We start from the raw sequence: 22,177 nt of genomic DNA, 5'->3' as shown, positions 1-22,177 counted from the left end.
CCGCGCACTCGACACGACCCTGCCCTCAGCGATGACGGAAACAAGACACCCCGACCGGCCCCGCCGCTCCGAAGCTGATCGATTACACAGAGTGGCATCGCCGGGAGTCAGCCGTCTCCGGGGCCCCGGCCCGCGCCGCGCGGGTCCGGCCGCCCGCTGGTGATGTCTCCGTGCACGAAGCCGGCCTGGATGACGCCCCCCGCGTGCGCCTGCCCGGAGATCTCGTTACGGACGGTGGCGTGCGGGCTCTGGGGCGTGGCGATGTCCACCGGCGGCCGCCAGCGGGCGCCGGCGAAGCGGCGCAGCGCCGCCGCGAGGTCCGGCGGGACGACCTCCCTCGTGGACAGCGGGAGGACCATGAACCATCCGTCGCTGCTGCGGAAGGACCGCGCGGGCTGCGGCGCGCCCGGGTGCGGGCGCACATGAAGGGCGTAGAGCTTGGTGTCCCGCTTGCGGCGGATGAACTTGCGCACGGCGACATCCCGCACATCGGCCCACGCCAGCCGGGTACGGCCGCGGCCCACGCGGAATTCGATGTACTCCGTGGTCATGCACAGCTCCTGCCGTTGCGGCGGCAGGAGCCAGGCGACGACCATGATCAGTGTCCCGAAGAAGCACCAGAAGAGCAGTCCCACCAGGGCCGGCAGCCAGTTGCCGTTCACGGCCGAGCGGATGACCGTCATGACGGCGAAGAACATGACCACCGGCCAGTGGCCGAGGGCGATCCGGCGCGCCCGGCCCTCGGCCCGGAACATGTGCTCGTCCGTATGGACGCTCCAGTGCTTGAGGGAGGACAGCGGCGCCCGCTCGGCTTCGGCGAGCGCGTCACGGAAGGTGGGTGCGACACCCGCGACCACGGGCGAGGGCGGAGCGGCCGGCGCGGGGTGGGTGCGGGGCGCGGGTGGCTGCCACGGGGTGTGCTGCTGCCGCGGGGCGCGGGGGGCGGGGCGCCCGGTCTTCGCGGCCAGATGTTCCTGGAGCCGCAGATGCCGGAACCGGTACACGCCGCCACTGCGCTGCAGCAGGCCGCCGTGGTGCGCGTCGCGCAGGAATTCCATCAGCGACCAGGGCACCCGCCCCGCGAGCGCCAGGCAGCCCTTGGCCAGCAGCCAGCGGCTCCACAGGCTCATCAGCAGCAGCATCACCGACGCCCCGAACCAGCCGGCGACGGCCCGGGCCAGCCCCGCCTCGAACGATCCCTCACTCGGGCGGTACCAGCCGTGTGCTCCTTGTCCGATGCCGATCAGCACGGCGACCGTGCACACCGAGAGCCACGCGGCGGTGCGCTCGCTGGCCAGCACCTCGTCGGGTGTGCTCGCGTCCTCGGTGTCGGACGGGGCGGCGAGCGTCGCCATGAGCAGGGGGGCCAGCACGGTGCTGCAGACGATCATCACCACATACGGGCGGGGGTCGTACGTCCCCGACACGAGGAGCGTGAACAGCGTGGCGGGGACGACGATCACCGCCGATGCCTTCAGCGCCCGCCCCACGGAGGTGGCCCGGCCCGCCGAGCGCAGGGCCGCACCGATCCGGAAGGGATTGGCGCGCCGGCGGGGCTGCCCCCGTTTGAATCCGAACCACACGTCCACGGCGATCCACAGCGCCATGCCGTGGAGCAGGCCGCCCGACAGGGCGAGCTCCAGACCCCACGCGTGCAGCCACTCGCCCCCGAACCTGGACCTGTCCGCCTGCCCGGCGGCGAACCAGCCGACGCCGGCGGACACGACCTTGGACAGCATCAGGCACACCAGCAGGAGGGCCGGCAGCATCGTGGCCCGCACCAGGGCGGTGCGGTGCAGGTCCCACCAGGCCAGCTCGGTGGTGCGGCGCGCGGTGAGGCGGCCGGCGAGGTAGCCGAGCCAGTGCCCGGCGCGCCGGGCGTCCCACTGCTGCGGGGCGTGCAGCCGGTCGGGAGCATGTGGCTGCCGTGGGAAGACCGCGGGGATGATCAGGTCCAGCAGATGGCTCTCGGCGGCTTCCCGCGACGGGAAGGGCAGGCGCAGCAGGTCCAGCGGGTCGGCGGGCGGTGCCGCGAAGCCCCGGCGGGCCAGCCAGATCATCAGCGGACTCGTCAGTGCTCGGGCGATGGGTCCGTCCGGCTCCCGGTCCACCGCGTCGAGCAGCAGTTTCCAGTTCCTGCGCACCTGGGGCGCGGCGGAGCGCAGCAGGTAGGCGGTGGCTTCCGGCAGGCCGACGGGCTGGGCCTCCATCACCGCGGCGTGTGCGATGGCATCCCCCGCCTCCTCTCCCGTGCGGTACTCCCGGGTGCGGGAGGTGAGGACGACCGCGTCCTGCTCGCCGAGGGCCCGGTCGATCTCGCGCACCACCAGGGACCGCCGGTGCTCGGGCAGTTCGTCGAGCCCGTCGAGCACGGGAAGGACCCGCCGCTCCTGGACCAGCCGCGCCGCGGGGTGCCGTCCGTCGACCGGCGGCAGACCGGGGTGTTCCTCGGTGATGCGTCTCGCCAGCCAGACGTGGAAGTGTTCGTGGTGCGGGTCCCATGACTCCAGCGTGAGGACGACGGGCACCGGGACGGGACGGGTGTCGCCGCCTTCGCCGTCGTGACGCGCGCGCTGTGCCGAAAGGCAGCGGTCCGTCAGCTCCAGGGTCAGCAGCACGGCCAGCGTCGACTTGCCCGCGCCCGGGCCGCCCAGGACCACCAGGCGGCGGTGGCGAAGCCGGAGGAAGTCGTCCACGACCGTCGCGATCCGGTCGCCGTGCGCGGCAGCGTGCCGGGCCGTCGGCCAGTGCGCGGTCCAGCGCACCGCCAGGGGCTCCGCAGTTGCCAGGTCCCAGGCGTTCAGCTCCGCCGCCCACTGCGCCCGGATGCTCCGTGCCAGGGCCGACGCGGCGCGCTCCACCGGATCGGCGGCGGGCGGCAGATGCACGGTGACGTCTCCGTGCACGTGCCCGATCTGCAGCACGTACTCCGCCGTGCCCCGCATGACGTTGTGAATGCCCAACTCGTCGGCCATAGCGGCATTGTGGGCCACGCGAGCCGTGCCATCGCCGGTCTTTCCCGAGGCCATTGACCCCAGTGGTCACTTTGGCAACGTCAGTCACACAGGTAACTGCGATTACCCCTAGACACCACGGCACTTGAGGGTGGGAACAGTGGCGGGACGGTACAACGGGGGGCATGCGTATGCGATCAGTGGCATGGGTGGGAAGTCTGTTGGCCGCGTTGGTGCTGGGCGGTGCGACTCCGTCGACGGCGGTACCCCGCCCTTCGCCGGCGGCGGCCCTGGATCCCTGCCAGGAGCGGGCCCGTGTGACGGTGTTCCGGGAAGGCGGCGTTCCGCTGCTGGACTGGCGGGAGAACCTGGAGTTCGACGGGCGCGGCACGCTGTGGGTCGCGCATCTGACGAAGAACCGCGTCGAGGGGTATGCCCCGGACGGGACGCTGAGGGCCAGTGTCGCCGTGCCCGGCCCGGGCGGCATCCGGCGGGGCCCGGACGGGATGATGTACGTCAACTTCGGTGTGAAGCCGCTGACGCGGGCCGGCGGCATCATGCGGTTCGACCCGGCCGCCGAGCGTCCGCGGGCCGAGACGTTCGTGGCCGGGATACCCGGCGTCAACGGCCTCGCCGTCGACGCCGAAGGCAATTTCTACCTCAGCCGCGAGCTGGCCACCGGCATCGTCAGGATCCGGCCGGACGGCACCGAGGACGAGGAGTGGACGAGGAAGGCGGACGTCTTCGGCACCAACGGCCTGGAGGTCGTCGGCGATCAGCTGTACGCGAGCGTCATCACCCACACGGCGTCCCCGGTCGTGCGGATCCCCCTGAAGGACCCGGCGCATCACACCACGGTCACCGAGCTCAGCCCGAACCCGCTGAAGACCAAGGTCCTTGACGACCTCACCTTCTTCGACGGCGATCTGGTGGTCGCGAGCTTCCGCGACGGGGAACTGATCCGGGTGGACCCGGTGACCGGCCGGTCCTGTGTCCTGGTGAACGGGCTGCGGATGCCCACCGGTGTCCGGGTCGCCCGCGCCTTCGGCGACCACGACCCGCGGCGCGAGATGTTCGTCGTCGAGGCCTCCGGCCGCATCCTCAAGGTGACGGCCGGCTGATCGGGTCGGTGATCGACGCGTTTATCGATCATTTACGGTTCATGCACCGATGACGTGGAAATTGTCCGTCATGACGAAGAGACGTTCGATCACTCATCGGTTGTCCGCCATCGCCGCCACCGCGCTGCTCGCCACCACGGCCCTGCTGACGACCGGCGGTACCGCTCATGCCGAGCGCGATGACCGTGCCGCCACCCTCTGGAACAACGAGACCCTCACCCCGGGCGACCACTTCACCAACGGCCGGGCCCGGCTCGTCATGCAGCACGACGGCAACCTCGTCGCCTACGAGGGCGACGCGGTGCGGTGGAGCACCGGCACGGTCGGCTGTGGCAGCAGGACCGTGATGCAGACGGACGGAAACCTGGTGGTGTACGCGGCGAACGGCCGTCCGTGCTGGGAGAGTCACACCGCCAGGAGCCAGCTCACCGTGCCGACCTGGGACGTCATGAAGCTCAAGCTGGAAGGCGACGCCTCCTTGCAGATCATCACGATGCCCTACAGCGAGGCGCCCTACTTCGCTCAGGTCTGGGCGTCGAAGTAACGCCATGACGAAGCTCCGGTTCGCTCTCCTCGGCCCCGTGCGGGCCTGGTACGACGACGTCGAGGCCGATCTGGGCAGACCCCAGCAGCGCGAGCTGCTGGCGGCCCTGCTGGCCGCCGCCGGACGGACGGTGGCGGTGCCCCTGCTGGTCGACGGTCTGTGGGACGAAGGCGAGCGGCCGGACCGCCCGGAGCACGCCGTCCGCACCCACGTCTACCGGCTGCGCGGTGCCCTGGCCGAGCACACCGCCGAGCCCCTTCTCGTGACGGTCGGCAACGGCTACGCCCTGCGGGTTCCCGCCCAGGCCGTCGACGTATGGGAGTTCGAGCGGGCGGAGGCCCGGTCCGAGCGCGTCCGGGCCTCCGGCGGCACGGCGGCCGAGGCCCGCGCGGTCCTGGACCGGGCGCTGGAGCTGTGGTCGGCCGAGCCCCTGGCCGGGCTCCGCGGCCCGCAGGCCCGGACGGTGCGCGCCCGGCTCGCCGGCGTACGGCAGTCGCTGCTCGAGCGCCGGCTGGAGCTCGACGCGGAGATCGGCGACCGCCCGAACCTGGCCGCCGAGACGGGTGCGCTGGCCGTCGAGTTCCCCACCAGCCAGCGGCTGCGCGCCGTACAGATGCTCGCGCTGTACCGGTCGGGCCGCCAGGCCGAGGCGCTCGGCGTCTACGAGGACACCCGGCGGGACCTGGACGCCGAAGCGGGCCGGCGCGCGCCCGCCGACCGTTTGCCGAGCGCGGCCCTGCGGGAGCTGCACCAGAGGATCCTGCGCTCCGATCCCACGCTCCACCTCCCCGAGCAGACGCCCCGCTCCCCCGTGGCGACGGGGCCTCGGCGTCCGGCCCCGCTCCCCTGCGTGGTCGATGACTTCACCGGGCGCCGTGAGGAGGTCGAGACGCTCACCGGCATGCTTACGCTCCCGGACACATCGGCTGTGGTCGTCTCCGCGGTCAACGGCATGGCCGGCGTCGGCAAGACCACGCTCGCGGTCCACACGGTCCGCGGGCTGCCACCGGACCGGTTCCCCGACGGCCATCTGTACGCGGACCTGCGCGGCGCCGACCGCGAACCCCTCGATCCGCAGGCCGTCGTCGTCGCGTTCCTGAGGGAGCTGGGCACGGCGGAAAAGGACATCCCGGAGGACGGCGCCGAGCGGATCGCGCTGTACCGCTCCTCGCTGGCGGAACGCCGACTGCTCCTGCTGCTGGACAACGCCGCGTCGGACGGCCAGGTGCGACCGCTGATCCCCGGGTCCGCCGACTGCTCGGTACTGATCACCAGCCGCGCCCGGCTGACCGGGCTGGCCGGTGCGCGCCACCTGCGGCTCGATGTACTGACCTCCGCCGAAGCCGTCGAGCTGCTGCGTCGGGTCGTCGGCGCCCGTCGGGTGGACGCCGAGCCGACGGCTGCCGCCACGCTGGCCGCCGCGTGCGGTTTCCTCCCGCTGGCCCTGCGGATCGTCGCCTCGCGCCTCGCCGCGGAACCGGGGTGGTCCCTGGCCGGGATGGCCCGCCGCCTGGCCGACGAACGCCGGAGACTGGACGAGCTGCGCACCGAGGACGTGGCGGTGGAGGCCACGTTCGCCCTGTCGTACTCCAAGCTCACCTCGGAACAGGCCCGCGCCTTCCGACTGCTGGCCGCCCTGGACGTGCCGGACCTCGGCCTGCCGTGCGCGGCCGCGCTGCTGGGGACGGCCCCCGGGGCTCCGGAGGACAGGGAGGACACGGAGGACCGCGTCGGCAGTGCCGAGGAGCTGCTGGAGTCGCTCGTGGACCTCAATCTGCTGGAGTCCCGCGAACTCGGCCGCTACCACTTCCACGACCTCGTCCGTGCCTTCGCCCGGGCCGCCGGCTGCCGGGAGGACGCGCCCGCGACGGTGACCGCGGCCTTCGCCGGGCTCTTGGACTTCACCCTGAGCACCGCGCGCAACGCCGACGCCGTCGCGCACTCGGTCGCACCCGCCGAGCGCACCCTCATCGGCGTTCCCGTGGACTCGCCCGGGCTCGCCTTCGCCACCGCCCAGGACGCCACCGACTGGATGCGCGCGGAGATCCCCGTGCAGCGTGCCCTGGTCGCCCGCGCCTGCGCCGACGACGGTCTGCCCCTGGCCCAGGCAGCCGACCTCGTCGACAGGCTCAACACCGTGCTCGCCGGCATTTCCCACCTCACCGCTGTCGGTGAACTCGCCGGGGACGTCGCCGATGTCGCCGCGCGGCGCGGCGACCATGACGCCGAAGCCCTCGCCCGATACGTCCGGGGCAACGCCCTGTGGCACGCCAACTCCTACGGGCCGGCACAGGGCGAGCTCACCCGCGCCCTCGCCCTGTGCACCGACGACGCCCATCTACGGCTGCGCGCCTCGGCCCACCTCACGCTGTGCGCGGGCGCTCGCACCCACGGACGCTTCGACGACGCCATCGCGCACGGAGAGGCGTCGGTGCGCCTCTTCCACACCCTGGGCGCCGCCACGGCCGAAGGCACCGCACTGGGCGAGTTGGCCTTCAACTACGCCCGGCGGAACAGGCTCACCGAAGCGCGTGCGGCAGCCGAGCGGGGTGCCTCGTTGGTCTGCGGGCAGAACAGCGAGGCATCGGTGTCCAGTGCCATCTCCCTGTACTACCTCGCGCGCGTGCTGCGCCTGTGCGACGCCGCCGACGAGGCCCTCCGGCACGCCCGGGACGCGCTGTCCCTCTTCCGTACCCTGGGTGTGTCCGCCTTCGAGGCGGCCACCGGCAATCTCATCGCCGAGCTGCACGCCGAGGCCGGAGACCACGCCCTCACCGCCGAGACCGCCGAGACCTTCCTCCCCCTGGCCCGCCGGACGAGCGGCATGCTCGAAGCCGGGCTGCTCCGATCGCTGGGGCACGCCCTGAGCCGTCTCGGCCAGGCCGCGAGGGCCCAAGCCTGTCTGCGGACCGCCCTGGAGCTCTTCGAGCAGCGCGCGGCACGGGCGGACGTCGAGCAGACCCGGGCCCTCCTGGAAAACCTCACCTGACCTGGCGTTTATCGCGTGTTGAAGAACCAGTCCGATGGTGATGCCGCACCAAGGAAACCGCTTCACCATCGAAAGGGATCACTCATGGCTTCGTCACTCATCCGCCGCGCAGCACTCGGCCTCGGCGCCCTCGCCATGGCCGGCTCGGCGCTCACCCTGACCGCCGGTTCGGCCTCGGCCGCCTCCGGCGGCGGCTGCAACGGCGAGACCTGGAAGCAGGCCTGCGTCAGCGCGGACGGCGGCAGCGTCAGGTTCGACGTGCACGCCCGGCTCGCCACCACCGACCCCAACTGCCGGCTGGAACTGGTCCGGATCGACGCGACCGACGGCTGGGTCGACCGCGTGCTCAGCGGCCCGTGCAACCAGTGGGACCGTACCGCCTGGCTCCCCAACCCGAGCCGGGGCCATGCGTACAAGAGCGAACTGCGCGTCTACTGGAACGGCGGCGAGCACCCCTACGACTACATCCAGAGCCCCCTGCTCAACTGGTAGCCGCGTCCGCCCCGGCCGCCCGCTTCCCCGCCCGGGGAAGCGGTGCGGCACGGGAGGGCCCGGGGACCGGCAGGGCCCGCACCCAGGTGCGGTCACCGGTCAGATAGGCGTCCACGGCGAGCCCCGCCTCGGCCAGGGCCTCTTCGAAGGCCTGTGTGGTCAGGGGGTGGGACAGGAACGTCTGGGTCCATCGCACGTCGGGGAAGAGGTATTCGACGTGGACGGACCGCACACCGGGGCGGACCGGTTCGGAGGAGACCACCCGGATGCGGCCCCCGGCGATCTTCCGCTCCCGTGGCAGGTTCTCGTGCCGGTCCTCGCTCTCGCGCTGGATCAGCACGCATCCGTCGTCCGTGACGTGCTGCCGGCAGGCCCGCAGCAGTCCCCTGCGGACCAGCGGATCACCGGCGTGAATCAGGAACGACGCCAGGAGCACCACGTCGAAGCGCTCGTCGAGCTCCAGGTCCTCGATCGGAGTGCACACGGTCCGGGCGCCCCGGACCCGCTCCAGCATCCGGGGGGATTCATCGACGGCGGTCACGGTGAAGCCCCGCTCGACCAGCGGATGCGTCACCCGGCCCACGCCCGAGCCCAGTTCGAGGATGCGGGCCCGGGCGGGGACCGCGCGGGCGATGACATCGGGCTCGTCGCCCACCGGGAGCCGTTCGTAGAGCTCGACCGCGCACCCGTCGGGCGTGATGGCTCCCGGCCCGGTCCCTCGGTAACCCGCGCGCACCCGTTCGCTCATCCCCCCATCGCAGCACAGCGGGGGCGGTCGTGAAAGACCGCGCCTCCCACCCCATATGATCATCAACCATCCGTCGGGGTAGGGGAGACGTTCGCACGTGCACACGCCTCACATCATGACTCGCATCCGGTTGCTCGGTCCTGTCCAGTTCGTCTCGGCCCACGGGACGGCCTCCCGCCCCGGAGCGCCGGGGCCCCAGACCGTGCTCGCGGCCCTGGCGCTGCGTGCGGGGTCCCTGGTGACCGTCGACGAGTTGATCGACAGGCTGTACCACGACGATCCGCCGTCCTCCGCCCGGCGGGTGGTCGTGAACTACGTGCACCGGCTGCGGACGCACATCGACCGCGTGGACACGGACGGCGGCGCGCGCCCGTCGTCGCTCATCGGCACCACGGCCGACGGGTACGTGCTGCGGCTCCCCGAGGAAGGCGTCGACGCGCTGCGGTTCGGTCTGCTCACCGCACGTGCCAGGCACCGGGCCCGGGACGGTGATCCCTCGGCCGCCGTGGCCTGTCTGGAGGAGGCGCTCGGGATGTGGCGGGGCCCCGCACTGGCCGGGCTGCCCGGGCCCGGTGCCGAGGACCAGCGCCGCGCACTGACCGAGCAGCGCGCGTCCGCGATGGAGCACCGCCTGGAGCTGCTGCTCGAGTGCGGACACAGCGCGGAGCTGGTACCGGACATCCTGCGCGCTCTGGAGACGTACCCGTACCGGGAGCGGTTGCACGGTGCGCTGATGCTGGCGCTCTACCGTTCCGGGCGCGGCGCCGAGGCGCTGCTGGCCTTCGACCATGCCCGCCGGGTGCTGGCGGACGAGCTGGGCATCGACGCGGGTCCCGCGCTCCGGGCCCTGCACGCGGCCATCCTGGCGGAGGACCGGGCGCTCCTCGCGGCACCCTCCGCGGTCGACGAGGAGGCACCGGCACGGGCCGACCTGGTCCGGGCGGGCGATCAGGACCCGCCGCCGCCCGCTCAGCTCCCGCCGATGCCCTGTGACTTCACCGGCCGTCACGACCAGATCGCCGCGCTGGTCTCCGCGCTCACCGGCGGCGGCGAGCACGCCGCCGCCGTCATCACGGGCATGGGCGGGGTCGGCAAGACCGCCCTGGCCCTGCGCACGGCGCACGCCGTTGCCGGGTCCTATCCCGACGGACAGCTGTACGCGAACCTGCGCGGGCCCGACGGCACTCCGTGCGACCCGGCCGGGATCCTGACGAGCTTCCTGACGGCACTGGGCATTGGGCACGAGCGCTTCCCGGCTTCGCTCGTCGATCGCACGGCACTGTTCCGCACCCTGTTGTCGCAGCGCGCCGTGCTGGTCGTGCTCGACAACGCCACCAGCGTCGCCCAGGTCGAACCGTTGCTGCCGGGTGCGGCCCGGTGCGCCGTGCTGATCACGGCCCGGGCCCTGGCGGCGATGCCGGCCACCCTCACCGTGCCCCTGGTGGGTCTGGGCCCCGACGATGCCGTGGAGCTGATCGGCAAGGTCGCCGGGATGCGGCGGCTCGCGGAGGAGCCGGATGCCGTCGCGGCGCTGGCGGAGGCCTGCGGGCACCTGCCGCTGGCGCTGCGTGCGGCCGGGGCCCGGCTGGCGACCCGGCCGGCGTGGACCGTCGCCGCGCTGCTGGCACGCGTGTCGGACCAGGCCAGGCTGCTCGGAGAGCTTCGGGTCGGCGAGCTGACCGTCGAGGCGGTCTTCGAGTTGTCGACCTCCCAGCTGGCTCCCGGGCAGGCCCGGGCGTTCACGGCGCTGTCCGTCCCGCACTGCGCGGAGTTCGACGTCAGGGGCGCGGCCGCCGTTCTCGATCTGCCGGAGCGGGAAACCGAGGCGGTCCTGGAAGCACTGGTCGACGCCGTGCTCCTGGAGACCCACGCACCGGGCCTCTACCACTTCCACGACCTGGTCGGCGCGTACGCCCGGGCGAAGGCACAGGCGGAGCTGACCGAGGGGGAACGCCGTGAGGTGGTGCGCCGCGCGGCCGACTACCTGTGTGCCGGCGTCGTGGCCGCGGTGCGGGCCTCGCAGCCCCTGGCCGGTCCGTTGACCGCGGAGATCCACCCGAGGCGGTCGGCGGGCCCGGAGCTGGGAGACGCCCACGAGGCGAGGGTGTGGATACGGCGTGTGATGCCCACGGTGGCCGCGGTCGTCGAGCAGGCGGCGGCCTGCGGTGACCCCGATGCGGTGGCGCTGGCCGTGGACACCGTCACCCTCGTGCCCTGCTTCGAGGAGATCGTGCCGCTCGGTCAGCTCGCGCAGGCCGCGACCGCTCTGGTCCCGGCCGCCCTGGCGCACTGCGGCGGAGACATCGCGGGCACCGCCCACTACGCGGCGGGAGTGATCCTCAAGACGCATTCCTCCCCCGCGTCGCTCCATCGCTCACGGGCCCACCTGTTGAAGGTCCTGGAGACCTTCGAGGACGCTCCGGCGCCGGGCGACGGCTACCGGCCCTTCCTGCTGGTGCTGTTCACGCTGGCGATGCTGGCCGAGCTGGAGCTTCAGTTCGGGAACTTCGCGGCGGCCCGCGGATTCGCCGAGCGGTCGGTGGCCCTGGCCGCGGTCAGCGGTGACCGGGAACTGGTCGCGCGACGGCGCACCGTCCTGCTCCGGATCGAGGTCGAGGATCCGGACCGGCGGATGGCCCTGGACCGCATCGGATCGCGGTGCCGGGAGCTGACGGGTGTCTTCACCCGCAGCGAGGACGAGAAGTGGCTGATCAGGGTGATGATGACGGAGGCGGACAGCCTGCTGGGGAACGGCAGCCACGCGGCGGCGGCCCGGCAGTACCGCCGGGTGCTGGAGAGGGCCCGGGACAGCGGCCATGCCCGCAACGAGGCGGAGTGTCTGTTCCGGCTTTCCGAGGCGCTCCTGGCGACCGGGGACACCGGGGGCGCCGTCGGCGCCGCGCGGGACGCCCTGGCCGGCGCTCAGCCGACCGGGGAACCGCTGCTGATGGCGCGCAGTCACGAGGCTCTCGGCAGGGCCCTGCGGGCGGTGCGCGAGGAGTCGGCGGCCGACGACCACCTGGCACAGGCCGAGGAGCTGTACCGGGGGCTGCGACGACCCGCGGAGACGGGGGCGGACGCCCTGGCGGGGTCCCGTCCGGGTGCGGTGCGGCGGCACCCGGACGGGACCCGGTCACCTCGGTGAGGCCGTCACCGCCCGGGCCGCACCAGCCAGTCGGCCAGTACGGGACCGATCCGGGCGAGCCGGTCCGGCCGGGTAAGCTCGCCGTGCGCTCCCCGTACGGGGGTGACCTCGATCCGGCCCGTCACGTGGGCCTCCCAGTCGCGTGGGCGGGCCGCGCCCGGCGCCTTGTCCTCGGTCGCCTCGAAGACCAGCACGTCCCCCTGGAACGTCCTCGGTGTGAAGCCGTCCTGCAAGCCCGCATTGTGGGCGAACACCCGGGTCATGGCCGCGAGGCCCCGGTCCCCGAGCAGAGCGAGCGGGCCGGTGGCATCGGTGGCCGAGTCCGGCCGCTGTCCCAGTGAGGCGAACAGGGCCTGCCTGAGCTCCGCCTCGCCCGTCGTCCCCTCCCCCGGTTCGCCGGCGGGTCGCTCCGGCGGAACACCACCGGCGGACGGGTAGCTGTCCATCAGGACCAGGGAGTCGACCCGCTGCCCCTCCTCCTGGAGCCGCACCGCCATCTCATGGGCCACGACACCGCCGAAGGACCAACCGAGCAGGGAGTACGGGCCCTCGGGCTGCACGGACCGGATCTGCGCCAGATAGGCCTCCACCATCTCGGCCATGCTCGCCGGGGCGGCGTCCGGTCGGGTGAGGCCGTGCGCCTGGAGACCGTACAGGGGCTGGTCGGACGGCAGGTGGCGGAGCAGCCCGGAGTACACCCAGCTGACGCCCGCCGCCGGGTGGACGCAGAAGAGCGGCCGGGGCGGGGCGGCGTCGCCCGGCAGCGGTGCGCCGGCCGGCCGCCGGCGCACCTTGCGGAGCGGCAGCAGAACCGCGAGGGAGTCCTCCGCCCGGTCCTCGGCGCCGGCGAGCCGCTCGGCGAGGTCGGCGACCGTGGGGGCGTCGAACAGGGTCCTGATGTCCAGCTCGGCGCCCAGCACCGAACGCACCCGGCTGATCAGCTGGGTCGCGAGCATCGAGTGGCCGCCGAGCGCGAAGAAATCGTCGTCGAGACCCACCGCGGGTACCCCGAGCACCTGCCCGAACAGCCCGCACAGCAGCTCTTCGCGCACCGTCCGCGGAGCGCGGCGGACGGCCGTCGCTCCGTCGCCCGGCGCGGGCAGCGCCCGCCGGTCCAGCTTTCCGCGAGAGGTCAGCGGCAGGGCGTCCAGGAGGACGAACGCCGAGGGCACCATGTGGCGCGGCAGCCTCTCCGTCGCGAAGCGGCGCAGTGCGGCCGGGTCGGGGGCCGTGCCCTCCTCACGGTCGGGGCCGGCGACCACATAGGCCACCAGGCGGCGGTCGCCGGGGCGGTCCTCGCGGACGCTCACGGCCACGTGGCCGACCGCGTGGTGCCCGGCGAGGACCGCCTCCACCTCACCCGGCTCGATCCGGAAGCCCCGGATCTTCACCTGGTCGTCGGCGCGGCCCATGTACTCCAGCACCCCGTCGGCGTGCCACCTGACCAGGTCCCCGGTCCGGTACATCCGCTCGCCGGGCGCCCCGAACGGGCAGGCCACGAACCGCTGCGCCGTCAGACCGGGGCGGCCCACATAGCCGCGTGCCACACCCGTGCCCGCCAGGTACAGCTCGCCGACCACTCCCACCGGGGCCGGGCGCAGTCTCTCGTCGAGCACGTACACGCGGTTGTTCGTCATGGGACGGCCGATCGTCGGCCGCTCGTGGTCCGCGGCGGTCGCGTACGAGACGTACACCGTTGCCTCCGTCGGGCCGTAGCCGTTGACGGTGACCGTGCCCGAAGCGGCCCGGAGGTCGCTCCACAGGGCCTGATCACAGCCCTCACCACCGAGTTCGATGATGCGCGGCCGTGACGTCTGCGCGTCGGACAGCAGCCCCGCCGCCATCAACTGGCGGCAGTACGTCGGGGACACCTCCAGGTAGTCGACCGCCTCGGCGGCGACGTACTCGACCAGCGCCCGTGCGTCACGCCGGATCTCGTCGTCGATCAGGTGCAGCTCATGGCCGCCCATCATCCACAGCAGCGGGCACCAGGAGGAGTCGAACGTCAACGGCCCGGTCAAGGCGGCCCTGATCCGGTGGCCGTCCGCGGGCCAGGAGGCGTAGACCTCACCGAGGTGGCCGTGGAACAGGTTGGCGAGACTGCGGTGTTCGACCGCCACGCCCTTCGGCCGCCCGGTCGAACCGGAGGTGTAGATCACGTAGGCGAGGTGCTCGGGGTGCAGCCGGACGGGCCGGTCCGCGGGCCCGGGGTCCACGGGCGCATACCGGGTGAGGGAGGAGCGGAGGGCGGGGTCGTCGAGAGGCAGCAGCATCAGTGTCGCTCCGCAGTGCGGCTGGAGCCGGTCGGCGTGGCCCGTCTCCGTCAGCACCACCGTCGGTGCGGCGTCCTCCAGCATGAGAACCAGCCGGTCCACCGGATACTCCGGGTCCAGCGGCACGTAGCAGGCGCCTGCCTTGAGCACGGCCAGCAGGGCGACGAGGTGCTCGCCGGTGCGTGGCAGCAGGGTGGCCACACGCTGTTCGGGTCCCACGCCCTGCCCGATGAGCAGCCAGGCCAACCGGTTCGCCCGGACGTTCAGCTCCTGGAACGTCAGCGAGCCCCGCGCGTCGACGAGCGCGGTGGCGTCGGGCATCCGCCGCGCCTGCTCCTCGAAGATCTCGTGCAGCAAGCGGTGGTCGGGCAGCGCGCGAGCGGTGTCGTTCCACCGCACCAGGAGGCGGTCCCGCTCCAGCGGATCGAGCAGCTCCACGGACCCGACGGGGGCGTCGGGGTTCGTGACGGCCGCCTCGAGCACGCGGGTCAGGTGCCGTGTCAGGGATTCGGCGGTGGAGTGGTCGAACAGGTCGGCGGAGTAGTGCAGCAGACCGTCGATGCCGCTGGGCTCGCTCTGCTCGTCTCGGCTCTCCACGAACGTGAAGTCGAGGTCGAATTTGGTGGGTGCGGTGTCGAATGCCCGGGGTGTGACGGTGGTGCCCGGGAGGTCGAGGACCGCTTCGGCGTTGTTCTGGAGGACCAGCATGGTCTGGAACAACGGGTGCCGGGCGCCGGTGCGGTCGGGGTTGAGTTCCTTCACCAACTCCTCGAAGGGCAGGTCCTGATGGGCGAAAGCTGCCAGATCGGCTTCCCGCACCCGCTGGAGCAGTTCCGAGAACGTCGGATCACCCGAGGTGTCCGTACGCAACACAAGAGTGTTGACGAAGAAACCGACGAGATCATCGAGAGCCTGGTCACCACGGCCGGCCGTAGCCGTACCCAGAGGAATGTCCGTACCCGCGCCGTAGTGGGTCAACAGTGCGGCGAGGGCGGCTTGGAGCGACATGAAGAGGGTCGCGCTGTGACCACGGGCGAGAGCGTCGAGTTGCCCGTGGAGTTCGGCGGGGAGGTGGAAGTGGACGAGCCCACCGGTGTGGGTCGCCTGAGCGGGGCGGGGCCGGTCGGTGGGAAGAGCGAGCTCCTGGGGAAGATCGGCCAGGGTACGGGTCCAGAACTCCGACTGGTGCGCCCCGATGTCCTCCAAGAGCTCCCGCTGCCACAACGCGTAATCGGCGTACTGGACCGGCAGCGGCCGCCACCGGGGCACCCCGCCGTCCAGACGGGCCCGGTAGGCGAGGGACAGATCCCGCAGCAACGGCGCCTCCGACCACCCGTCACTGGCGATGTGATGCAACGTCAGCAACAGCACATGATCGTCATGCCCGGCCGAGAACAACGTCACCCGAAGCGGCAGCTCGACCGCCAGATCGAACGAAGCGAACGCCGACTCCTGAACCACGGCCGGCAGATCCTCGACCGCACACGAGACGACCGCCACCTTCACCACCGCGCGATCGGGCGCCAGGACCACCTGGCGGGCCTCACCGTCGACCGCAGGGTAGACCGTCCGCAGTGCCTCGTGACGGGCCACCACATCACCGACCGCCGCCTGCAACGCCTCCCCATCGACACCACCCCGTACCCGGAAGGCAAAAGGCGCGTTATAGGTCGGGCTCTGCTCCAAACGATCCAGGAACCACAACCGCTGCTGAGCGAACGACAGCGGCAACACCTCCGGCCGACGACGCGCCACCACCGCGGGACGAGCAGCCGCCCCCTCGGCCAACCGCCCCGCCAGACCCGCCACCGTCGGCGCGGAGAACAACTCCCGCACCCCCAACTCCACACCCAACACCGAGCGGATACGCCCCAGGAGCCGAGTAGCGAGCAGCGAGTGGCCGCCCAAGGCGAAGAAGTTGTCGTGGACGCCCACGCCGGGCACCTTCAGAATGTCGGCGAAGAGCCCGCACAGCAGTTCCTCCTGCACGGACCGCGGGCCACGCCCGCCCTCGCCTTCCTCCTGCACCTCCTCCACTGCGTCGAGGGCGCGTCCACGCTCCGCCGCCCGCGCGAGAAGCACCCGCTCCTGCTCGGCCGACTCGAAGATCTCCAGCGAACCGACGGCGACATCCGGAGAAGTGGCAACGGCGTCGAGGAGGCGTTCCAGGACGCGCGGCAGGCACGCGGCGGTGGAGTGGTCGAACAGGTCGGTGGCGAATTGAAGGGTTCCCGCGATCCCCGCGGGGCTTTCGGCCGCGTCCCGCTGTTCGGCGAAGCTCCAGCCGAGGTCGAATTTGGTGGGTGCGGTGTCGAATGCCCGGGGTGTGACGGTGGTGCCCGGGAGGTCGAGGACCGCTTCGGCGTTGTTCTGGAGGACCAGCATGGTCTGGAACAACGGGTGCCGGGCGGCAGTGCGGTCGGGGTTGAGTTCCTTCACCAACTGCTCGAAGGGCAGGTCCTGATGGGCGAAGGCCGCCAGATCGGCTTCCCGCACCCGCTGGAGCAGTTGCGAGAACGTCGGATCACCCGAGGTGTCCGTACGCAACACAAGAGTGTTGACGAAGAAACCGACGAGATCATCGAGAGCCTGGTCACCACGGCCGGCCGTAGCCGTACCCAGAGGAATGTCCGTACCCGCGCCGAGACGGGTCAGGAGAGTCGCCAGAGCTGCCTGCAGTGCCATGAAAAGGGTCGTCCCGTGGGTGAGCGCCACGGATTCCAGACGCGTATGCAGTTCGGCGGGAAGGTGGAAGTGGACGATCCCACCGGTGTGGGAAGCCTGAGCGGGGCGAGGCCGATCCGTGGGAAGAGCGAGCTCCTGGGGAAGATCGGCCAGGGTACGCGTCCAGAACTCCGACTGCTGCGCCCCGATGTCCTCCAGGAGCTCCCGCTGCCACAACGCGTAGTCGGCGTACTGCACGGGAAGCGCCTGCCACTCGGGCGCCCTGCCCTCGGTTCGGGCCCGGTAGGCAGTGGAGAGGTCCCGCAGCAACGGTGCCTCCGACCACCCGTCACTGGCGATGTGATGCAACGTCAGCAACAGCACATGATCGTCATGCGCAGCCGAGAACAACGTCACCCGAAGCGGCAGCTCGACCGCCAGATCGAACGCAGCGAACGCCGACTCCTGAACCACGGCCGGCAGATCCTCGACCGCACACGAGACGACCGCCACCTTCACCACCGCGTCATCGGGCGCCAGGACCACCTGACGGGCCTCACCCTCGGTAGCCGGGAAAACCGTCCGCAGTGCCTCGTGACGGGCCACCACATCACCGACCGCCGCCTGCAACGCCTCCCCATCGACACCACCCCGTACCCGGAAGGCAAAAGGCGCGTTATAGGTCGGGCTCTGCTCCAAACGATCCAGGAACCACAACCGCTGCTGAGCGAACGACAGCGGCAACACCTCCGGCCGACGACGCGCCACCACCGCGGGACGAGCAGCCATCCCCTCGGCCAACCGCCCCGCCAGACCCGCCACCGTCGGCGCGGAGAACAACTCCCGCACCCCCAACTCCACACCCAACACCGAGCGGATACGGCTCAGCAGCTGGGCGGCTCGCAGTGAGTGACCCCCCAGGGCGAAGAAGTTGTCGTCCACGCCCACGTGGGGAACGTTGAGTACCCGCGCGAACAAGCCGCACAGCAACTCCTCCTGCACGGTCCGCGGACCACGGCCGCCGGATTCGCCGCTGCCGTGTTCCTCGTCGGCGGTCCGGTCCGCCGGCGGGCTCTGCGATTCAGTCATGACACTTCCTTGGAGATCCGGGAACGGTTCACTGGCCCACGGCGGTCTTCGGCGACAGGTCGCTCCAGTTCGCCTCGATGTAGTCGAGGCACGCCTGGTGACCGGCCGCGCCGTGCGTCACGGTCCAGCCCATGGGGGGTGCGATGTGCGACGGCCACAGGGAGTGCTGGTTGCGGCCGTTGACCAGGACCAGGTAGGTGCCGTCGGGGTTCTCGAAGGGATTCGTCACGAGGGGGGTCCTTTCCGATGAGGAGCGGGGTGGGAGGGAGAAGCGGGAGGGCAGCGGGCTCAGGCGGGCGCGGGGGCCATGGAAGCGGTGAGCGCGGTGATGTGGACGGGCAGCTGCCGCCAGATGTCCGGGGTGTAGAAGTGCCCGCCGGGGAGCACGTCGTGGCGGTAGGGCCCGAGCGCGACCCTGCTCCACTGGTCTCCGGCGTCCTTCTCGATGACGTCGTCATCGGTCGCGGAGAGCATCTGGACCGGGACGCTCACGGCGGTCCCCGCCCGGTAGCCGAAGGTGTCGCGCACGCGGATGTCCTCGCGCATGAGCTCGACCGCCATGTCCTGGAGGTCGGGGTCCTCGAGGACATGAGCGGGCATCAGGCCGTTGCCCAGCATCCAGTCGAGCAGCTGCGCGTCGCTGTCCTGGCGCGCGGGGAACATGTCGCGGGGCGTCAGGCCACGGTCGGGGGCGTTGCACGAGGAGACGACCAGTGCTTCCGGCAGCGGCCCGCCGCTGCTTTCGATACGGGACGCCACGTCGAACGCCATCCACCCGCCCATGCTGTGGCCGAACAGCACGTACGGCCCGTCGACGGCGGAGAGCACGGCGCTCGTGGTGTCGGCCGCGAGTTCCTCCCAGTCGCTCGCGCACGGCTCCAGGAAACGTCCTTCCCGGCCCGGATAGCAGATGGCGGAGAGGGCCACGTCCTCGGGGACGTGTTCGCTCCACGCGTGGTAGGGCCCGGTGCCTCCGCCGCAGAAGCCCAGGCAGAGGAGTGTGCGCCGGGTGTTGTGGTCCGGCTGTTTGATCCGGATGACGGTGGTGTCCTGTCGTGCGGCCATCGTGGCCCTCTCTTTCTCGCTCTTTCTCGAACATCTCCCGGCCGCCGCGTCGCCGCCACGGTGACCGGCCGGCAGCAACGGTCGGGGGTCCGCCGGTCAGCGGCCTACGCGCACGGTTTCGACGTGCTGCGCGAGGTCCCTGAGCCGGGGGTGCCGGTAGACCTCGCGGGAGGACACGGCGATCCCGAGCTGTTTCTTCAGCCGGGCGACGACGCGCAGGGCGATCAGCGAATGGCCGCCCAGGGCGAAGAAGTCGTCGTCGGCCCGGATGTGCGCACGGCCCAGCACCTCGGACCACACATCGGCGATGAGCGTCTCGACCTCGCCGTCCGGGGCGTGGTCCTGCGCCGTGTCGTCCGGCGGTGCGGCGGCGTCCGCGGCCTGTTCCGGGGCGGGCAGGGCGGCGAGGTCGACCTTGCCGTTCACCGTCAGCGGCAGGGCGTCGAGGCTGACGTACGCGGTCGGGAGCATGTACTGCGGCAGGGTTTTGGCCAGGTGTTCCCGCAGCGCGTCCGGGCTCGCCGCGGCGACCGCCGTGGAACCCTTGGTGCCGTCCGCCGCGACGAGGTACGCGGCCAGTTGCTCCCCCGCGGCCGGGCTGCTGTGCAGCGTGACGACGGCGGTCGCCACACCGGGGTGGGTGGCCAGCGCGGCCTCGATCTCCCCCAGCTCGACGCGGTAGCCGCGGATCTTCACCTGCCGGTCGATGCGTCCCAGGTACTCCAGAGCCTGGTCGGCGCGGCGGCGCACCTTGTCGCCGGTGCGGTACATCCGGGTGCCGTCGGCCGCGAACGGGTCGGCGACGAACCGCGTCGCGGTGAGCGCGGGCCGTCCCACGTACCCCGCCGCCACCCCGGCGCCGGCCAGGAAGAGTTCCCCTTCCGCACCGTCGGCCACCGGCCGCAGCGCGGCGTCCAGTACGTGGGCGCGTACCCCCGGCAGGGGGTGACCGATGTGCGGGGAGCCGCCCTCGATCCACGTGGCGGTGGCGTCCACCGTGCACTCGGTGGGGCCGTAGAGGTTGAGCGCTTCGAGTCGTCCGCCGGCACGTTCGGCCGCGAGTTCGCGCCAGGTGGGCCCGGGCACCGGCTCACCGCCCATGAACAGCCTCAGCCGCCGTCCCTCGGCGGCCCGCACCAGCAGGTCGGCCCGGAGCAGATGCCAGTGCGACGGGGTCAGGTCGAGGTCGTGCACCCCGTGCCTGTCCAGGACCTCGCACAGCCGGGCGGGGTCGGTGCGCTCCTCCTCGCCGAGCACCACCAGGGTGTCGCCGCGGCACACCCGCGCCCACTGCTGGACGGAGGCGTCGAAGGAGACGCTGGCGTTCCAGGCGACGACGCGGGGCTCCTCGGCGTACATGCCCGCGGCTTCCAGCCCGGACACCAGGGACGCCACACCGCCCCGGGTGGTCTCGACGCCCTTCGGGGTGCCCGTCGAACCGGAGGTGTAGATCACGTACGCGGGGGCGTGCGCGGGGGTCGGGACCGGCGGCGCCGGGTTCCGGTCCGCCGGGGCGGGCAGCTCGCCGAGGGAGAGGGTCTGTACGCCCTCGGGCCACGCCCGGTCGTCGTCGGCCGTCAGCAGGGTCCTGATGCCCGCGTCCCGCACCATCGCGTGGAGACGCTCCGTCGGGTACGCGGGGTCGAGCGGCACGTAGGCGGCGCCCGCCCGCCATACGGCGAGCAGCGCGACGACGAGGTCCGCGCCGCGGGGCAGGCTGACGCCGATGTGCTCGCCGGGGGCGGCGCCTCGCACGGTCAGTGCCTTGCCCACCTGGGCTGTTCGCCGGTCGAGTTCGGCGAAGGTCAGGCCGCCGTGCTCGTCGTGGACCGCTGCCCGGTCCGGTGCGGCCGCTACGGCCTGCTGGAAGCGGGCCAGGAGGTCGGCGGGGTGGTCCCGGTGGTGCTCCGGGGCCGACGCGTTGCCGTACGGCCCTTCGGGAATGGCGGTCACGCGTGCTGGTCCTCTCGGGGGGCGGGGGCGGGGGCCACCGTGGGCCGGCAGTCCGCGAGTTCCACGGGGTCGCCCATGGCGACGACGATGCGCCGGTCGCCCCGGAAGGGGTCCCGGCCGTGGGTGCACAGGACGTTGTCGACGAGCAGCACGTCGCCCGGCTGCCAGGTCTCGCGGAGCGTCGCGCTCTCGTAGGCGGCGTTGATCGTGTCGATGTCCTCCCGCGTCAGGGGCGCACCGTCACCGAGGGCCGTCTCGAAGGGCAGCCCGTCGGACCCGAACTCGTCGAGCAGGGTCTGCCGGAGCTCCTCGTCCAGGGACCAGGAGTTCCAGAAGGCCATGTGGTTGAACCAGACTTCCTCGCCCGTCTCCGGGTGGCGGATGATGCCGGGGCGCAACTGCCGTGTGCGCAGGCCGTCCGAGGCGTCCCACTCGCAGGAGACGAGGTTGTCCGCGCAGTACTTCTCGACGTCCTCCCGGGTGTCGGCCGCGAAGGCGGTCCGCCAGTCCAGGGAGATGTGCTCCGAGTAGCTGCGCGTCAGCAGCCAGCCGGCGGAGCGCATCCGGGCGACCAGGTCGTCGGGGATGCGGCGCAGCACCTCGCGGCAGTCCGCGACCGGTGTGGCTCCGCCCTCCTCCGGGGCCGTCAGGCAGGAGAACAGCAGCAGCCCCGGGAAGGTCAGGGTGTAGCTGTTCTCGTTGTGCATCCGGATGGGCTGGTTCGGCGGGAGGTCGGTCGAGGAGTAGACGTCGTTGCCGTAGCTGCTGCGCGGGGTGGCTTTCTCCCGGTAGGGGGTGCGCCGGGGCACCAGGGCGTCCCGCACCTTCGCGAAGTCGTCGATGTCGGCGATCGGGAGGCCGCGCAGGTAGAGCGAGCCGTGCCGGTGGAGTGCGGCACGCAGCTCCGAGTGGATCGAGGTGAGCCACTGGCACGCCTCGTCGGCGTCCGCGAACCGAGGGACCTGTGTCGTCGCCGGTTTTCCGGTCTCGATGGTCCAGGTGGGTGTGCCGATGGTGTCGGGCTGGGAAGAACTCATGGTGCTGCTCGTCCTTTCGTGCTGTTGCCGGCGGATTTCCTCTGGGGTCGTTCCGGAAAGGTCACCCCCATCCGGTGTCGCTCTCTTCCGTCGATGACGGGTG

11 protein-coding genes and 1 pseudogene are annotated in these 22,177 nt (G+C 72.0%); 5 read left to right on the top strand and 7 right to left on the bottom strand.

Going from position 1 to position 22,177, the window contains the following annotated elements:
* Nucleotides 1–107: 107 nt before the first annotated feature.
* The gene (locus JO379_RS31460) at nucleotides 108–2,975 is read right to left on the bottom strand and encodes an NACHT domain-containing protein (RefSeq protein WP_209518151.1); all 2,868 of its coding nucleotides are present in this window, start codon (nucleotides 2,973–2,975) and stop codon (nucleotides 108–110) included.
* Between the two features lie 296 nt (nucleotides 2,976–3,271).
* Between JO379_RS31460 and JO379_RS31455 the strand changes: the two genes are divergently transcribed.
* The 4 genes from JO379_RS31455 to JO379_RS31440 all read left to right on the top strand — a co-directional run bounded on the left by JO379_RS31455 (nucleotide 3,272) and on the right by JO379_RS31440 (nucleotide 8,100).
* Entirely contained in the window at nucleotides 3,272–4,075 is an 804-nt protein-coding gene (locus JO379_RS31455; RefSeq protein ID WP_130880414.1) for an NHL repeat-containing protein, read from the top strand.
* Between the two features lie 70 nt (nucleotides 4,076–4,145).
* On the top strand, nucleotides 4,146–4,619 hold the full coding sequence (locus JO379_RS31450; protein ID WP_165451623.1) for a hypothetical protein: 474 nt from the start codon (nucleotides 4,146–4,148) through the stop codon (nucleotides 4,617–4,619).
* A gap of 4 nt (nucleotides 4,620–4,623) precedes the next feature.
* On the top strand, nucleotides 4,624–7,608 hold the full coding sequence (locus JO379_RS31445) for an AfsR/SARP family transcriptional regulator (RefSeq protein WP_209518148.1): 2,985 nt from the start codon (nucleotides 4,624–4,626) through the stop codon (nucleotides 7,606–7,608).
* An 84-nt stretch (nucleotides 7,609–7,692) separates the two neighbouring features.
* Nucleotides 7,693–8,100 (top strand): hypothetical protein, encoded by a 408-nt coding sequence (locus tag JO379_RS31440; RefSeq protein ID WP_130880412.1) that lies wholly within the window; start codon nucleotides 7,693–7,695, stop codon nucleotides 8,098–8,100.
* Here JO379_RS31440 and JO379_RS31435 read toward each other — a convergent pair.
* The gene (locus JO379_RS31435) at nucleotides 8,090–8,848 is read right to left on the bottom strand and encodes a class I SAM-dependent methyltransferase (RefSeq protein WP_130880411.1); all 759 of its coding nucleotides are present in this window, start codon (nucleotides 8,846–8,848) and stop codon (nucleotides 8,090–8,092) included. The two genes, JO379_RS31440 and JO379_RS31435, sit on opposite strands and share 11 nt — an antisense overlap.
* Nucleotides 8,849–8,963: 115 nt before the next feature.
* Between JO379_RS31435 and JO379_RS31430 the strand changes: the two genes are divergently transcribed.
* Nucleotides 8,964–11,993, top strand: coding sequence for an AfsR/SARP family transcriptional regulator (locus JO379_RS31430; protein ID WP_209518146.1), 3,030 nt, complete (start codon nucleotides 8,964–8,966; stop codon nucleotides 11,991–11,993).
* A gap of 5 nt (nucleotides 11,994–11,998) precedes the next feature.
* On the opposite strand, the pseudogene JO379_RS31425 reads toward JO379_RS31430, so the two are convergent.
* The 5 genes and pseudogenes from JO379_RS31425 to JO379_RS31405 form a co-directional block, all read right to left on the bottom strand.
* Nucleotides 11,999–17,947: pseudogene (locus tag JO379_RS31425) on the bottom strand (amino acid adenylation domain-containing protein); the annotation flags it as partial.
* 100 nt (nucleotides 17,948–18,047) lie between these two features.
* Nucleotides 18,048–18,248, bottom strand: a complete 201-nt coding sequence (locus tag JO379_RS31420; RefSeq protein WP_130880408.1) for an MbtH family protein — start codon at nucleotides 18,246–18,248, stop codon at nucleotides 18,048–18,050.
* A 59-nt stretch (nucleotides 18,249–18,307) separates the two neighbouring features.
* Nucleotides 18,308–19,084, bottom strand: a complete 777-nt coding sequence (locus tag JO379_RS31415) for a thioesterase II family protein (RefSeq protein ID WP_209518142.1) — start codon at nucleotides 19,082–19,084, stop codon at nucleotides 18,308–18,310.
* A 96-nt stretch (nucleotides 19,085–19,180) separates the two neighbouring features.
* On the bottom strand, nucleotides 19,181–21,037 hold the full coding sequence (locus tag JO379_RS31410; protein ID WP_209518140.1) for a non-ribosomal peptide synthetase: 1,857 nt from the start codon (nucleotides 21,035–21,037) through the stop codon (nucleotides 19,181–19,183).
* On the bottom strand, nucleotides 21,034–22,074 hold the full coding sequence (locus JO379_RS31405; protein ID WP_209518138.1) for a TauD/TfdA family dioxygenase: 1,041 nt from the start codon (nucleotides 22,072–22,074) through the stop codon (nucleotides 21,034–21,036). The genes JO379_RS31410 and JO379_RS31405 overlap by 4 nt, the downstream gene beginning before the upstream one ends.
* Between the last annotated feature and the right edge of the window lie 103 nt (nucleotides 22,075–22,177).

Origin of the sequence: Streptomyces syringium, assembly GCF_017876625.1 — a bacterium.
GTDB lineage: Bacteria > Actinomycetota > Actinomycetes > Streptomycetales > Streptomycetaceae > Streptomyces > Streptomyces syringius.
This window is presented reverse-complemented; position numbering and strand designations above follow the sequence as displayed.

Coding starts and splice junctions, on each gene's coding strand:
- JO379_RS31445 (WP_209518148.1), top strand. CDS start 4,624: ATGACGAAGCTCCGGTTCGCTCTCCTCGGCCCCGTGCGGGCCTGGTAC.
- JO379_RS31430 (WP_209518146.1), top strand. CDS start 8,964: ATGACTCGCATCCGGTTGCTCGGTCCTGTCCAGTTCGTCTCGGCCCAC.
- JO379_RS31450 (WP_165451623.1), top strand. CDS start 4,146: ATGACGAAGAGACGTTCGATCACTCATCGGTTGTCCGCCATCGCCGCC.
- JO379_RS31405 (WP_209518138.1), bottom strand. CDS start 22,074: ATGAGTTCTTCCCAGCCCGACACCATCGGCACACCCACCTGGACCATC.
- JO379_RS31435 (WP_130880411.1), bottom strand. CDS start 8,848: ATGAGCGAACGGGTGCGCGCGGGTTACCGAGGGACCGGGCCGGGAGCC.
- JO379_RS31440 (WP_130880412.1), top strand. CDS start 7,693: ATGGCTTCGTCACTCATCCGCCGCGCAGCACTCGGCCTCGGCGCCCTC.
- JO379_RS31415 (WP_209518142.1), bottom strand. CDS start 19,084: ATGGCCGCACGACAGGACACCACCGTCATCCGGATCAAACAGCCGGAC.
- JO379_RS31460 (WP_209518151.1), bottom strand. CDS start 2,975: ATGGCCGACGAGTTGGGCATTCACAACGTCATGCGGGGCACGGCGGAG.